Origin of the sequence: Nocardiopsis alba (assembly GCF_000710955.1) — a bacterium.
GTDB classification, from domain to species: domain Bacteria; phylum Actinomycetota; class Actinomycetes; order Streptosporangiales; family Streptosporangiaceae; genus Nocardiopsis; species Nocardiopsis alba.
The window spans coordinates 261,700-276,818 of the sequence record NZ_BAZE01000007.1 but is presented as its reverse complement, the minus strand read 5'-3'; the positions used below and the strand labels follow the sequence as shown (position 1 = coordinate 276,818).

The 15,119-nt window shown below is 70.5% G+C and carries 13 protein-coding genes; 1 reads left to right on the top strand and 12 read right to left on the bottom strand.

What is annotated here, in order from left to right; genetic code table 11:
* Positions 1 to 178 precede the first annotated feature (178 nt).
* From TR33_RS15345 to TR33_RS15290, 12 genes are all read right to left on the bottom strand, one after another.
* A complete protein-coding gene (locus tag TR33_RS15345) occupies positions 179 to 1,315 on the bottom strand; it encodes a sensor histidine kinase (protein ID WP_014909953.1) in 1,137 nt (378 codons plus the stop codon).
* Between the two features lie 513 nt (positions 1,316 to 1,828).
* Positions 1,829 to 2,677 carry a TrmH family RNA methyltransferase gene (locus TR33_RS15340; RefSeq protein WP_026125107.1) on the bottom strand — a complete coding sequence of 283 codons (849 nt, stop codon included), beginning with the start codon at positions 2,675 to 2,677 and terminating at the stop codon, positions 1,829 to 1,831.
* Positions 2,678 to 2,705: 28 nt separating this feature from the next.
* Entirely contained in the window at positions 2,706 to 3,077 is a 372-nt protein-coding gene (rplT, locus tag TR33_RS15335; RefSeq protein ID WP_026125106.1) for a 50S ribosomal protein L20, read from the bottom strand.
* A 165-nt stretch (positions 3,078 to 3,242) separates the two neighbouring features.
* The gene (gene rpmI, locus TR33_RS15330; protein ID WP_014908288.1) at positions 3,243 to 3,437 is read right to left on the bottom strand and encodes a 50S ribosomal protein L35; all 195 of its coding nucleotides are present in this window, start codon (positions 3,435 to 3,437) and stop codon (positions 3,243 to 3,245) included.
* 181 nt (positions 3,438 to 3,618) lie between these two features.
* Entirely contained in the window at positions 3,619 to 4,185 is a 567-nt protein-coding gene (gene infC / locus TR33_RS15325) for a translation initiation factor IF-3 (protein ID WP_267880658.1), read from the bottom strand.
* A gap of 438 nt (positions 4,186 to 4,623) precedes the next feature.
* Entirely contained in the window at positions 4,624 to 5,451 is an 828-nt protein-coding gene (locus TR33_RS15320) for a shikimate dehydrogenase (protein ID WP_042283768.1), read from the bottom strand.
* Entirely contained in the window at positions 5,451 to 7,790 is a 2,340-nt protein-coding gene (mltG, locus tag TR33_RS15315) for an endolytic transglycosylase MltG (RefSeq protein ID WP_017535149.1), read from the bottom strand. Before mltG ends, TR33_RS15320 begins: the two co-directional genes overlap by 1 nt.
* Positions 7,787 to 8,275, bottom strand: coding sequence for a Holliday junction resolvase RuvX (ruvX, locus tag TR33_RS15310; protein ID WP_014911016.1), 489 nt, complete (start codon positions 8,273 to 8,275; stop codon positions 7,787 to 7,789). The genes mltG and ruvX overlap by 4 nt, the downstream gene beginning before the upstream one ends.
* 547 nt (positions 8,276 to 8,822) lie before the next feature.
* Positions 8,823 to 11,489 carry an alanine--tRNA ligase gene (gene alaS / locus TR33_RS15305; RefSeq protein ID WP_017535148.1) on the bottom strand — a complete coding sequence of 889 codons (2,667 nt, stop codon included), beginning with the start codon at positions 11,487 to 11,489 and terminating at the stop codon, positions 8,823 to 8,825.
* A 301-nt stretch (positions 11,490 to 11,790) separates the two neighbouring features.
* Positions 11,791 to 12,342: a hypothetical protein gene (locus TR33_RS15300; RefSeq protein WP_036568233.1), complete on the bottom strand. Its 552-nt coding sequence runs from the start codon at positions 12,340 to 12,342 to the stop codon at positions 11,791 to 11,793.
* Positions 12,343 to 12,454: 112 nt separating this feature from the next.
* Complete coding sequence (locus TR33_RS15295; RefSeq protein ID WP_014909648.1) at positions 12,455 to 12,745, bottom strand: hypothetical protein; 291 nt, start codon at positions 12,743 to 12,745, stop codon at positions 12,455 to 12,457.
* A complete protein-coding gene (locus TR33_RS15290; protein ID WP_014908791.1) occupies positions 12,742 to 13,134 on the bottom strand; it encodes a DUF948 domain-containing protein in 393 nt (130 codons plus the stop codon). Before TR33_RS15290 ends, TR33_RS15295 begins: the two co-directional genes overlap by 4 nt.
* Before the next feature lie 391 nt (positions 13,135 to 13,525).
* Here TR33_RS15290 and TR33_RS15285 point away from each other — a divergent pair, with 391 nt between their 5' ends.
* Positions 13,526 to 15,097 (top strand): serine/threonine-protein kinase, encoded by a 1,572-nt coding sequence (locus tag TR33_RS15285; protein WP_042283765.1) that lies wholly within the window; start codon positions 13,526 to 13,528, stop codon positions 15,095 to 15,097.
* Positions 15,098 to 15,119 lie beyond the last annotated feature (22 nt).

Here is a 15,119-nt window from a genome sequence, read left to right as displayed (position 1 = left end):
ACGCGGGCGCGGGCGGCAGTCACGGTCCGCTCGGGGCGGACGAAGCCGACAGGAAGAGCACAGGGTCACGTCGGGCCGGCGGTGAGACCGGCCCTGGATTGACGGGCCGCCCCGTGGAAGGTCCACGACGGAACACGGGGAGCCTCGTGCGCCCACCGGGGCCGAAGGGTCTGACTGCTCAGACGAACTCGGGCGTCCCGGCGGGCATGGTAAATCGGAACTCTGCGCCACCGTTGGGGGCGCGGCCGACGGTGATCGTGCCGCCGTGGGCCTCGACGAGGCCCTTGACGATGAACAGTCCGAGGCCGGTCCCGCCACGGCGCTTGCTGCGCCAGAACTGGCGGAAGACGCGCGGAATGGTCTCGGGCGCTATGCCCTGGCCTTCGTCGCGCACCGACACCGCTGCTCCTCCCTCACACGGCTCGATCACGATACTGACAGTACCAGCGCCGTGCCGCACCCCGTTTTCCACGAGGTTGGAGAGGATCTGTTCGAGCTTGTCGGGGTCCAGCCACATTTGAGGAAGATCGCCGTGCGCCTCCACACGGAAGCGCTCCTCGGACTCCCCCGCCGCGACCCGCCCCGCGACCACCTTGCGGACCGCCTCCGGCAGGTCGACGACCTGGCGACGCACCTCCAGCCGCCCGGATTCGATCCGCGAGACGTCCAGAAGGTCGTGGATCAGCCGGGTGACACGGTCGGCGTCGGCGTTGACCGTCTCCAGCATGAACAGCTTCTGCTTGTCGGTCAGCCGTTCCCATTTGGTGAGCAGCGTGGAGGTGAAGCCCTTCACACTGGTCAGGGGGGAGCGCAGTTCGTGAGCGACCTCGGAGACCAGGTCGGCCCGGGAGCGGTCGGCCCGCGCCGAGGCGTCCCTGAGGGTGACCACGAGACGGACGAGATCGCCCCCGGGCCTGACCCGGACGTAGCGGGCGGCGACGAGGATCTCGCGTTCGTCGGGCAGGCAGAGGACCCGTTCGACCTGACGGGTGCGATCGCGATCGCCTCCGTAGGGGTCGCTGGCCTCCCACCAGTCGTGCCCGTCGAGCCCTCGCAGAGGTAGGGCGGAACGGTAGTCGTGGCCCAGCGCCGACTCCGCGGGAACCCCGACGAGCTGGGCGGCCTGGGTGTTGAAGAGGACGACCCGGCCCCGGGCGTCGGCGATGACGACCCCGTCCGGCAGATCGTCGGCGTGCAGGGGCGCTCCCCCGGGGGACGCGGTGTCGACGTCGGCCGGCGCGGGGCCGTCCATCGGATACGTCACCGCGCTGTCGGAGTCCTCCGCCGGTTGGTCCACCTGCCGGCCGCTGCCCACGCCTCTCCCCGCTCCCCTCCGAAGGTCCACGGCACGGGGGTCCCAGGCCGCGGATCACTGCTCGGTGGTGTCCGTTTCCAACTCTCCCCTGGACACCACCGCAGGTCTACCCTGCACTCCCGCCCGGTACGCCTCGTGTTCCGTGACGCGGCGTCGGGCGGAAGACCGAACTTGCGGACACCGTTCCCACACCCGTCCCCGGGGGCGGGCCGGTCGACCGCGATCACGGTCCGGATACTCACACCGTGTGGCCGAGCCTGCCCGATCCAGGAGGCGGGCGCACGTCTCCACCCGTGACACGGGTCGTGTGAGCGCGGTCAAGCGGGATGCGCATGAACCGCCGTGGTGCCGCTCCGACCCTATCGACACTCGGGCCTGGTGCACGTGCATTCCGAGGTGTTGGCACAACCTGTTACCGGTCGTGCACACCCACGGTCGCGTGATCGGGCCGTTCGGTGACGATGCACGGAGCGTCACCGCACGTGGAGACGGGCTCGGGCGCGGGTACCCGGATCAGGCGCGTCTCTGCTGGCGTGCGGTGGTGTACAGACAGACCGCGGCGGCCGTGGCCAGATTCAGGCTTTCGGCCCCGCCGTAGATCGGAACGCTGACCGCGCCGTCGGTGAGACGGACGGTCTCCTCGGGCAGCCCCCAGGCCTCGTTGCCGAAGACCCAGCCGACCGGACCGTCCAGAGCGCCGTCGTCGGCCACCTGGTGCAGGTCCCGGTCGCCACCGCCGTCGGCGGCCCACACCTTGGCGTCCGCGTCGTGCAGGAAGTCGATGGCCCGGGCCACGGGCACCCCCACCACGACGGGCAGGTGGAACAGGCTTCCGGCGGAGGCGCGCACGCACTTGCCGTTGTAGGGGTCCACGGAGGCGTCGGTGAAGATCACGACGTCGGCTCCGGCCGCGTCGGCGGTGCGCAGGACCGTCCCGGCGTTACCGGGATCGCGTACGTGGGAGAGGACGACGGCCAGACGCACGTCGGTGACCTTCTCCAAGGGGACGTCGACGAACTCGCAGACCGCGATGACCCCCTGAGGGGTGATGGTCTGCGCCAGTTCGGACATCACGTCGAGGCTGACCCGATGGGTGGGCACGCCCGCGGTGTGGGCCGCGTCCATCAGGTCGATGTGGCGTTGCATGGCCTCCGCCGTGGCGTAGACCTCGACCACACCGTGGGCGGCCCCTCCATAGGGGGACCGCCCGTCACCGCCGTTGACGGCGGCCAAGGCCTCCCGCACAGCCTGGGGGCCTTCCGCGAGGAAGCGCCGCTCACGCTGGCGGAAGGTGCGCTTGGCGAGCCGCCGAACCCCCTTGATCCTGGGTGATCGGACACTCGTGAACTCGTGGCTCGCCATCGCTACCCGTATCTGTCTTACGAAACCGTCAGGCCGCGGCGGGGGCGGGCAGGGCCTGCTTGGCCTTCTCCACCAGCGCGGCGAAGGCGGCCTCGTCGTTGACGGCCAGCTCGGCCAGCATGCGACGGTCGACCTCGATCTCGGCCAGCTTCAGACCCTGGATGAGACGGTTGTAGGTCAGACCGTGAGCGCGGGAGGCGGCGTTGATGCGCTGGATCCACAGACGACGGAACTGCCCCTTGCGGTCCTTGCGGTCCCGGTAGGAGTAGGTCATCGAGTGGAGCATCTGCTCCTTGGCCTTGCGGTACAGGCGCGAGCGCTGCCCGCGGTAACCACTGGCCCGGTCGAGAACGACCTTGCGCTTCTTCTTGGCGTTGAGAGCCCGCTTCACGCGTGCCACAGTGACTCCCTCATTGTTCTTCCGGCGCACGGCGCGCCGTCCGGTCCGACCAGGACGGGCCCGGCGGCCGTGTTCGCTTCAGGTGGTCGTCCCCCGAGCGCCTGACACGCACCGACCGGGTCGGACGCGCGGGCACTGCCGAGGAGGACGAGAGGTTCTCCGGTACTACTTGCCCAAGAGCTTCTTGATGTTCTTGGTGTCGGCCGGGGAGAGCACGGCCTCGTTGCTCAGCTTGCGCTTACGCTTGGAGGTCTTGTGCTCAAGGATGTGGTTCTTGTTGGCACGGCGGCGCATGATCTTGCCGGAACCGGTGACCTTGAAACGGTCCTTGGCTCCGCTGTGGGACTTGTTCTTCGGCATGTCGCCGTCGTCTCCTACTCCGTCGGCGCGTCGTCGATCATGGACCGACGACGCGGTTGTTCCGCGCTAGGCGGGGTCTTGGGGCGCCACGCCTGTGCATCACGGGCCGTCGCGCACGGTGCCCCCGCCACCCGGGTCCCGCCTCGACGGCGGGCCGGGCGGCGGGAGACCTCCCTGGCGTCTACGCCTGGTCGCTCCGCTCGCGGCGGGCCTTCTCCCCGGCCGCCGCACGGGCCTCGGCCTTGTGCTCGGAACGCCGCTTGTGCGGACCGATCACCATGACCATGTTGCGGCCGTCCTGCTTGGGCTGGGACTCGACCGTGCCGAGGTCCTTGACGTCCTCGGCCAGTCGCGCCAGCAGCCTGCGCCCGAGTTCGGGGCGGGACTGCTCACGACCGCGGAACATGATCGTCACCTTGACCTTGTCCCCGCCCTTGAGGAACCGGACGACGTGACCCTTCTTGGTCTCATAGTCGTGCGGGTCGATCTTCGGGCGGAGCTTGATCTCCTTGATGATCGTGTTCGACTGGTTCTTGCGCGACTCACGGGCCTTGACCGCGGACTCGTACTTGAACTTGCCGTAGTCCATCAGCTTGGCGACCGGCGGGCGCGCGGTCGGCGCGACCTCGACGAGGTCGAGGTCGGACTCCTGGGCCAGACGCAGGGCGTCCTGCACGGAGACGATTCCGACCTGCTCACCGTTGGGTCCGACGAGTCGGACCTCGGGCACCCGGATACGGTCATTGATGCGGGGCTCGGCGCTGATGAGACCCCTCCCTAGCTTTCTCGGATTACCTGGGACCGGCCGTCCACCGTCCGGTGGTCGGCCTGTTCGACCGGGTCGCCCGCGCTTTGTTCAGGCCACCCGCCCGCTCCGGGGTCCCACCACAAAAGGAAAAACCCCGCCAGCGTGTGCAAGCGGGGCGATCCGACCGGAACGTCACGGCGAAGGCGGCGACCGCGTCCCGGACCTCGGAGGACCGAGATCCCGTGGGACGGCGCGACGCGCCCTTCGTGCGACCGGACCCGCGCGAGCAGTGCCCGGCGGGTGGGAGGATCATCTCCGCTTGCGGTTCCGGTATGTCGGGACACACCGGACCAAGTCGATTACCACGATTCTATCAGGAGTTCCGACCACTCCACCCGGACCGCCTTCGACGACCCTCTCGCGAAGGGGAAGGGCCGGTCAGGACGTCGCACGGCGGGCCAGTTCGGCCTCCCCGGCCGCCCTCATGGCCGTCACCGGAACGTCCTCCCGACCCGTCATCGCGCGGACCTGGGCCACCGCCTGATGCAACAGCATCGGGAAACCGCCCACCACGCGACCACCGCGGGCCTCGACCGTCTCGGCCGCCCTGGTCGGCCAGGGCGCGTAGACCACGTCGAAGAGATCGGCCCGCGAGGCGGCCAGCACGTCGGCGTGGGCGTCGGCGGCTCCGGAGGGCAGGGTGGAGACGACCAGGTCGACGTCCAGGTACCGGTCGATCTCCGCCAACGGGGCCACCGACACGGGAACACCCAGACGTTCGGCGGCCCGGGTCACCTCGCCGGCGCGCGCCGTGCTGCGTGCCAGTACGGTCACCGGGCCCGCGAGCCCCAGCTCGCGCAGGGCGGCCAGGGCCGAGGCCGCGGTGGCGCCCGCTCCCAGGACGACCGCGTCCCGGGGCGAGCCCGCGCCCGCCTCGGTCAGCGCGGTCGTGATCCCCTCGACGTCGGTGTTACGGGCGCTCCAGCCCCCGTTCCGACGGACCAGGGTGTTGGCCCCGCCGACCTCCACGGCCAGGGCGTCCACCTCGGAGGCCAGTTCCATGGCCCGACGCTTGAGCGGCATGGTCAGGGAGAGCCCCGCCCATTCGCCCGGTTCGAGTCCGTCGAGGAAGGGGGCCAACCCCGCCTCGTCGCACTCGAAGCACTCGTAGGACCAGTCGGTCAGACCCATCTCCCGATAGGCCGCCGAGTGCAGGACCGGTGAGAGGGAGTGGGCCACCGGCGAGCCCAGGACGGCCGCGCGCATCAGTTCTGCCCGCCTCCCCAGGTCTCCTGGAAACGGTCCTTCAGCACCAGGAACTCGTCGTAGTCGTCGGTGAACTCGGTGACGCCGTTCTCGGGGTCGGTGGCCACGAAGTACAGCCAGTCCCCCTCCTCCGGCTCGAGGGCCGCCTCGATGGCGTCCTCGCCCGGGGCGACGAACGGTCCGGGGATGAGCCCGGTCTTGTGGTAGGTGTCGAAACCGCTGGTGTCGGCCTCACAGGCCGCCCGCTGATCGTTGTCGAGGGCGATGCCGTACTCGCCGATGGCGTAGAAGCAGGTGCTGTCCATCTGCAACGCCATGTCGATGTCCAGGCGGTTGTGCACCACACGGGAGATCTTGGCCATGTCGTCGACCCCGCCGCTCTCGGCCTGGACGATGGAGGCGATCGCCATGATCTCGTTGGCGTCGTAACCGAGGTCGGCCGCGCGATCCTCCAGGTTCATCGCCTCAGTGACCTGACGGTGCTGGGTGACCATCGTGCGCAGTATCGACATGGCCTCGGTACCCGGTTCGAAACGGTACGTGGCCGGGAAGAGGTAGCCCGCGGGGCCCTCCGTCGCGTAGTCGGGCAGGCCGAGTTCGTCGGTCTGCTCGTAGGCCGCCTCCAACTCCTCCAGGGAGACGTCGGTGTTGTCGGCCAGCTTCTCCAGTATCTGGTCGCTCCGCAGTCCCTCGCGGATGAGGACCTCGCCGCCCAGGCGGTTGTCCTGGTCGAGCAGGGCGGCGACGGCGCTCGCCCCGCTCATCCCCTCCGCCAGGGAGTAGGTGCCGGGGGTCAGACCCTGCTCCTGCTGATCGAGGGCGTTGGTGAAGGCCCGCACGCTGGCGACGACGCCCGCGTCCGAGAGGGTCCGGCCGACGGCCGTTCCGCTCTGCCCCTCCTCGACCGTGATGACGATCTCTCCGGAGCCCTCACCCGCGTAGTCGGCGGGGAACACGTAGGTGCGCATCACCACGAAGCCACCACCGGCGATCACCAGCATCAGCACCAGGGCGAGCAGGATCATGAAGCCCTTGCCGCGACGGCGTCGGGGGGCCCCGCCACCACCGCCGCCCTTGGCCGCGGCCAGTCGCTTGGCCCGCTGCTTGGCCGCCTTGGCGCGTCTGCGCGTGGCGCGGCTGTCCCCGTAGGAGGCCGCGATGTCCTCGAGGCTCTCCTCCTCGTAGTCGTCCTCCTCAGGTTCCTCCTCGGGAGCGTCCTCGACCACGGGTTCCGGCTCGGGCCTCTTCCTCACCCGACGGGAACGACGGCGGCCACGACCGCGACGGCCGGTCGGCTCCTCCTCCGAGACGGGATCGGACTCGACCTCGGCCTCGTCCTCCTCAGGGATCGGCAGGGCACCGCTCCGGCGCGGTTCCTCCTCGGGAAGCGGGAAGGCTCCGCTATCGGGTTCGGGCGCGCGGCGGCGCCGTCCACGACGGCCCTTCGGTTCCGGTTCGAATTCGGGCTCCGGCGTGAACCCGGGCTCGGGTTCGGGTTCGGGCTCGGGAGCGACGTCGTCGAAGGGGGCCGCGGCGAACGCTCCGCCGTCGACGCTCTCCTCCGGCTCGGGACGGGCACGACGGCGGGCGCGGCGGCCCACCGGACGCTCCTCCTGGGGGGCGGAGGGGAACTCACCCGTCTCACGGGCACGCGCCTCTTCTCGCGCGGCGCGTTTACGGCGGGCGCGACGGCCCCTCGGCTCCTCGGGCTCGTCCGCGAAGAAGGCCGGCGTGGGCTCGTCCTCGGCGTCGTCCCAGAGCGAGGAACGGGGTTCGGGGGCCTCCTCCACACGGGCTCGGCGCCGCCTGCGGGGCGGCTCCTCCAGAGGAGCGTCGGTACCGCGTGCGGGACGTTCCCGACCGGTGGTCTCCTGCGGGGCGGCGGGGGCGCCGCCCAGGTTCGCGAGCGCGGCGAGCGCCTCCTGCGTCGGATCGGCGCCGGCCCTCCCGGGCGCGCCGGGAGCCTCGGGACCGGGGGCGGCCGGCTCTCGGGAGGGTCGCCCGCCCCGGGCCGCGCGACCGCCTCTGAGGGCGTCGGCGGCGCCGGAACGGCGCGGGGGGACCGCGGGGCCCGCTTCGCCCTCGGTGGGCGGTCCGGGCCTGCGTCGGCGGCCGGGGGCCGGGGGGCCACCGGGGATGTCGCCGGTGGGCGGCCCCGCGCGACGGGCGGCGGCCGGGGGCTCCGCCCAGGGGTTCGGAGCCGGCTCGGGCCGAGCCCTACGGCCACGCGACGGGGGTTGCGTGGGAAGAGGATCGGTGAGCGGGTCGTAGTCGTAGCCGTCCTGACGGTCGGCACGGCCACGGTAGGGACTATCGGGGTAGTCATCCCTGTCGGTCATGAATCTCCCTGGCTGGCACGGACGATCTCGCCCGGAGGGTGGCCTGTCGACCGTTCCTGGTCCAAGGCGCTCTGCAAAAGCACGGTGGCCGCCGCCTGGTCGATGACGGAACGGCGGGCACGACCGCCTTTGGCCCCCTTCCGACCGAAGGACGCGCCGGAGAGCAGGTGCCCTTGCGCGGTCACCGTGGTGAGCCGTTCGTCCACGAGCCTGACGGGGACGGGGGCGAGGAGTCGGGCCAAGGAGTGCGCGAACTCGCGGGAGGACCGGGCCGCGGGCCCCTCCTTGCCGGACAGTGATGCAGGGTAGCCCACGATGACCTCGCGGGCCTCCCGTTCCAGAACGAGGACGGCGATGCGCTCGACGTCCCCACGACCGCGCGGGACCGTCTCCACAGGGCTGGCGAGCATACCGCTCGGATCGCTGACCGCGACCCCGATGCGCGCGTTACCAGGGTCGATCGCCAGGCGTACACCGTGTCTCACGAGGACGTCTCCCCCCGGGCGGGGGCATTGCTCAGAGGAGCTGTGCGGTCGACGGCACAGCACCGCTGTCGGGAAAACCTCAACACGGTGGTCCTGTTCATCATCTGGATCGCGGGAATCGCCGCGCAGAAAGCCATGTGATCGGCTGTGACGCGCCACAGTATGCCCGATTCGATGACAGCGCGCAGCCCGGGACGTGGACCTTCCCCTCGCGGAGCCGGCGGATCGGGCGTCGGTTCCCCGACGGGCCGATCACGTCGGGGCCCGAGGCGGACACGTACCGTCCGAGTGTAGGTCACCCCGGCCCCGGGGGAGGTGGAGGAGCGTTCACGAGGGGTGTCCGTTCTCGGGCGGCGCGTCCGGAGAAAGGGGTGACGGCGGAGCGCAGGCCGGCGTCATCGTCCCCCGCGAAGAGGGGCGACGACGTCGACGAGGTGACCGACACCACCCGTTCGTTCGGGGCCGTCCGTGCCACGGACGGCCCCGGTACGTTCGTCCGGCTACTCCGCGCGGCCGGTCGAAGGCCGCGCGGAGAACACCCACGGGGTCAGAAGGAGGCCACCCGGGCCTCGACCGCGCGCAGGGCCTCGTCGGCCTTGGCCGGGTCGCTGCCACCGCCCTGGGCGATGTCCGGCTTACCGCCGCCACCGCCGCCGAGGGCGCGGGCGGCCACGCCGACCAGCTCGCCCGCCTTGATCCCGGCCTTCTGCGCGGCCTTGTTCGCGGCGACCACCACGACGGGACGGTCCTTGGGGACCGCGGTCATCGCGACGACGACGGGCTCCTCCTCGCCGAGCCGGCCGCGAACGTCCAGCACCAGCTTGCGCAGGTCGTCGCCGGAGGCGCCTTCGGGCGCCTCGGTCGCCACGACCAGGGCCGAACCGTGCCGGCGGGCACCGGAGGCGATCTCGCCCGCGGCCTGGAGCACCTGGGCCGCGCGCAGCCTCTCGATCTCCTTCTCCGCCGAACGCAGACGGGAGACCATGGCGTCGATCCGCTCGGGGAGCTCCTCGCGCGGCGTCTTGAGCTGCTCGGAGAGCTGACCGACCAGCGCCGACTCCTTGGACAGGCGCTTGAAGGCGTCCGCGCCCACGGCCGCCTCGACACGGCGAACGCCCGAACCGATGGAGGACTCCCCCAACAGCTTGACGATGCCGAGCCTGGAGGTGGACCCCACGTGCGTACCACCGCACAGCTCGATCGAGTAGTCGCTCATCTCGACCACGCGCACACGGTCGCCGTACTTCTCACCGAACATGGCCAGAGCGCCCATGTCGAGCGCCTCGTCGAGGCTCTTCTCCTCGGTCCGCACCGCGATGTCGTCGGACAGGACGGTGTTGACCTCCTCCTCGACCTCGTTGATGCGCTCGGCGCCCAGGGCGTTGTCGGCCGTGAAGTCGAAGCGCAGTCGACCGGGGCGGTTCTCCGAACCCGCCTGTCCGGCGGAGGGGCCCAGCGCGTTGCGCAGCGCCGAGTGGATGAGGTGGGTCGCGGAGTGAGAGCGTTCGATCGCCCGACGACGGTCGACGTCGATCCGCGCGCGCACCGCGTCGTCCAGGACGATCTCTCCCGAACGCACGGTGCCGCGGTGCATGAACAGGCCGGGCAGCGGCTTCTGGACGTCCTCGACGTCCACCACCCCGCGCCCGTCCACGGTCAGGGTGCCGGTGTCGGCGATCTGACCACCGCTCTCGGCGTAGAACGGGGTGCGGTCCAGCACGATCTCGACCTTGTCGCCCTCCTTGGCCGAGGGCACGCCCTCGCCGTCGACGACGATCCCGCGCACGCTCGACTCGCTCTCGGTGTCGCTGTAGCCGAGGAAGTCGGTGTCACCGGCGTTCTCGTGCAGGCCGGCGTACAGGGAGATGTCGGCGTTGCCGAGCTTCTTGGCCTTGGCGTCGGCCTTGGCCGTGTCGCGCTGACGCTGCATGAGCTCGCGGAAGGCGGTCTCGTCCACGCTCAGCCCCTGCTCGGCCGCCATCTCCAGGGTGAGATCGATGGGGAAACCGTAGGTGTCGTGGAGCTGGAAGGCGTCGGCGCCGGAGAAGACCGTGCCCCCCTGGGCACGCGTGCGCTCGGCCGCGCGGCCGAACAGGGTGGTGCCCGCGCGCAGGGTGTCGGCGAAGTTCCTCTCCTCGGTGTCGATCACACCGTGGACGACGTCGGCCTTGTCCAGCAGGTCGGGGTAGATGTCCTTCATCGCGTCGATGCTGACGGCGGTCAGATCGTGCAGGAAGAAGGCGTCGGTGCCCGAGAGCAGGCGCAGGTTGCGGATGGAGCGGCGCAGGATGCGGCGCAGCACGTATCCGGCCTTCTCGTTGCCCGGCTTGACGCCGTCGCCGACGAGCATGACGGCGCTGCGGACGTGGTCGGCGACCACACGGAGCATCACGTCACGCTCGTGGTCATCGCCGTAGACGGAGCCGGTCAGCTCCGCGGCGCGGTGGAGCACCCGACCGATGATGTCGGTCTCGTAGATGTTGTCGACGCCCTGGAGGACCGCCGCCAGGCGCTCCAGACCCATGCCGGTGTCGATGTTCTTCTTGGGCAGCTCGCCGAGGATCGGGTAGTCCTTGCCGTTGCCCTCACCCCGCTCGTACTGCATGAAGACGAGGTTCCAGATCTCGATGTAGCGGTTCTCGTCCGCCGCGGGTCCACCCTCGACCCCGTACTCGGGGCCGCGGTCGTAGAAGATCTCGGAGCAGGGACCACAGGGGCCGGGCACGCCCATGTCCCAGTAGTTCTCCTCCTTGCCCATGCGCTGGATGCGTTCGGGGTCGACCCCGACGTCCTCGCGCCAGATCCGCTCGGCCTCGTCGTCGTCGAGGTAGACCGTGACCCACAGGCGCTCCGGGTCGATGCCGAAGCCGCCCTCCTCGACGGAGGAGGTGACCAGTTCCCACGCCAGCGGGATGGCCCTCTCCTTGAAGTAGTCGCCGAAGGAGAAGTTGCCGAGCATCTGGAAGAAGGTGGCGTGCCGGGAGGTCTTGCCGACCTCCTCGATGTCCTTGGTCCGGATGCACTTCTGCACGCTGGTGGCCGTGTCGTAGGAGGGCGTGCGCTGGCCCAGGAAGTAGGGCTTGAAGGGGACCATGCCCGCCGGTACCAGCAGCAGGGTCGGGTCCTCGGCGATCAGGCTTGCCGAGGGCACCACGGTGTGTCCCTTCTTCTCGAAGAAACCGAGGAAGCGGCGCACGATCTCTGCCGTCTCCATTGATGCCCTCCTGTGCTTGGCTCCGCCGCTGCTGTGGCGACGTCGTGTCCCTTCACGGGACCGTGATCACGCGTGGTCGATAGGGGCCCATCGTAGAGGGAACCGCCACGCGCGCGTGCATGGTTTCGTCTCGACCACCGGGAGTCCGTCATCGTTGACAACGGCGGCGGTCCACTTGTTCCCCCAGGCTATCGCCGTCGGGTGGTGCGCCCTTACCGTCGAGGGCTCCGCCGCCCGTGAACGTGGAAGGGCCGCACCCCGGGGTGCGGCCCTTCGTGGTCGTCGCCTCGCGTGTCCTCGATCAGTGGACCCCGGGTCCCGGCGGCCCGGCTCCGGCCGTACCGAGTCCGTAGTAGGCGCGTGTGATCGGCAGGAGCATCAGGACGATCATCCCGATCGCGAAGAGCAGCGGGACGATCGCGCCGAATCCGCCGGTCACGATGGAGAACAGCAGGATCAGGGCGGCCAGGATGTGGAAGACCACGATCGTCCACAGGATCGCCGCGCTGCGACGCCCCATCAGCGAAGCGAGCACGATGGACAGGACGCCGTAGACGAACGGGATCAGTCCCAGGAGCCCGAAGAGGGCCCCGGCCTCGGAGGCCGTCAGGGGCAGTCCGTTCTCCTGCATCCCACGCAGGAACTCCCTGCCCACGTCTCCGCCGCCGGCGGCCAGTCCCGCGACCCCCCACATGAGGAGGCCGAGGAGCAGACCGCAGGCGCCGCCGATGAACATCAGGACGCGCACGGTGATCGCGGTGCCGGGCATGGCGGGGGCCGGCGGCGGCCCTCCCGGCGGGTACGGGCCCGGCTCCCCCTGGTAAGGGCCACCCGGCGGTTGCGGCGGATACATGATGTACGCCTCCGTCCGATCCAACGGTTGCACCGAAACCTTCTAGAAGGTTCTGTACCCATAGAGGTCGGGGAGGAGACGATCCCGGTCGTCCGCCGCTCCCGGAGGGCGGTCAGAGGCGCGGACGCTCCCGCCCCTCGGACTCGGAGGGGGCACCGCCACGCGGGAGCCGACGTTCCGGACCCGAGGCGTACCGCCTGAGCAGCTCGTCCTCCTCCTGACGGACCGCCTCGGCAAGGTCCTCGTTGAGTTCGCGCAGGGCGCCCTTGTACTCGCCGACGCGGCCCTCCACCCGTTCGGCGATCCCTCCGGGGGTCAGGGCGTTGCGCGCGCGGTTGACGCGGTGCACCACGTAGCCGCCGACAACGGCGCCGGCGGCGAGATAGAACAGTCGGCCGATCATCCGTCGGCCTTCCGACGGCTGCCCCGCATGACGGCCAGGGCCTTCCTGCGCCCCAGGACACGACGCAGGGCGTAGGAGAACGAGGCGACCTTCACCAAGGGGCCGGTGAACACCGAACGGGTCAGCGCGGTCATCGTGGAGACGTCCTCGGAGGAGGCCTGCACGTTGGCGGTGATCTCCTCGACCCGTTCCAGGGAGTTCTGGGTCCGTTCCACGGTGGAGGCCACGTCGTCCAGCAGCGGCGGGGTCCGTTCGCCCAGTTCGGAGACGACCTTGGTGGTCTCGTTGATGAGCTTGATCAGTTTGACGAGCGCCACGCACAGGAACGTGGCCAGCACCGCCCAGACCACCGCGGCGACGAGCGCGGCGACCTCTCCTCCGGTCAGCATTGAGGCTCCGTAGGCAGATAGCAGGGTTGCTTCGAGGGTGTGCGAGCGTGCCAGGAGCGTGCGAGGCGCCCACAGGGCACACGAGGGGTGGGGGACCGGGCCGTACCCGACGCGGGTTCCCCGGCCGTGTCCGATGCCGAGCCCGGAACGGGCCGGGGAACGGGCCGGTTTCGGCCGACCCTATCGTGTCACTCGGTGGGACGCGCGGGTACGCCACGGCGTGCCCCGGCCCGATGCGGAGATCGGTGTCGATGTTCTCGATCGCCGTCGAGAGGCGGGATACTCGTCTCTCCTCCCGAACTTCCGAATGGGAATCATTACAGAGCGGGATCTTCACTACGATGTCCGGACACCAGCCTTCCACAGGCCCGGCAGCACCGACAGGACACCCATGAGCCCTCGTTCTCGCCGAGAGATCTCCGTACTGGTACCCCCGGATCTCGCCCCCCTCTATCCGGACGACCCGTCTCGGATCGGCCCCTACCTGGTCCTGGGGCGTCTCGGTCAGGGGTCCACCGGTACGGTCTACGCCGCGGTGGACGCCTCCTCCCAGAACGCCGGCGACCGACTGATCGCCGTGAAGACGCTGAAGAACCTCGCCCCCGACCGGAAGAACCCCTCCCCGGGCCTGACCGAGCGTCTACGACGGCTCTCCTCGGTCGATCCCGAGCGCGTGGTCACCCCTCTGACCTTCGACGCCCACGCCGACCCGCCCTGGCTGGCCATGTCCTACCTGGCCGGAGAGCGGCTCTCCCACTACGTGACCAAGCGGGGCGGCCTGGGATTCGGGAAACTGATCGCGCTGTCCATCGGCGTCGCCGAGGGGTTGGCCTCCCTGCACGGGCGCGGGGTGCACCACGGTTCGCTCCGCCCGAGCGAGATCCTCCTGGAATCGCGTGGACCGCACATCATGGAGTGCGCCGTCGCCGCCGACGCCGAGCGTCTGCGCGGGTCGGGCGCCACGTGGCTGAGCCCCGAACGCTACCGGGGCGGGCCCGCGACGGCCGCCGCGGACGTGTTCGCCTGGGGCGCGGTCGTGGCCTTCGCCGGGACCGGACGGCTGCCCTTCGGCACGGGTGAACCCGAGGAGATCGCCGAGCGCGCGGCGGCGGGGTCGTTCGAACTGGAGAGCCTCCACAAAGGGCTCCGGCCGGTGGTGGAACGGGCCCTGGATCCCGACCCCTCGCGCAGGCCGGGCCTGCGCGAGGTGATCGGCGCGGTCATCGCCGTCTGGCGGGCGGAGAACATCGATGAGGACGTCTCCCCCTCCCCCGGCGACCGCGAGAAGATCAACCGCGCCCTGGCCCGTGAGTGGCACGCGGTGGAGCCGCCCGCCCGGGTACCTGAGGTGATCCGATTGGAGGGGCGCGCCCCTCGAGAGCGATCCGGCCGGACCCTCTTCCTCTTGAGCGCGGCCGGTCTGGCCCTGGTCCTGATCGGTGGCGCCGTCTGGGGGGTCTCCCGACTGTTCGTCGGCGGCGCCGAGGCGGATCCGGTCTCCGAGGAGGAGGACACCGAGGTCGCCGAGGACACCGGGGAGACGGTCGAGGAGGCCCCCTCGACCCTCGTGGTCCGCTTCGATCCGGCCGAGCAGGAGGAGCCCGAGCCCGGGGTCGAGGAGCGTGCCTGGGTGTACACGCCGGTCTCCCGGGAGGGAGAGATCCCGCGCGGTCAGGGTGTGCCCTCCCACGAGGCCTGGGCCGAGCAGTGGGAGGAGGCGGGCGATCCGGGCGAGGCCGTCATCCGTCCCGACGCCGAGGTCCTGTGCGCCAGGTTCTGCGCCGCTCCCGACCACGTCTTCCTCGACGAGGAGGCGCGGGGCACCTGGAAGCAGACCGGCGCCGACCTCATCGACCATCTGACCTGGGGTCCGGTGATGATCGTGGAGATCACCTTCGCCGAGGACGAGGACGAGGACGGCCCCCGTGAGGTCGTCCAGGTGACCGAGTTGTTCGCGGACTGATCCCGCCCGGAGGGAGCGTGTT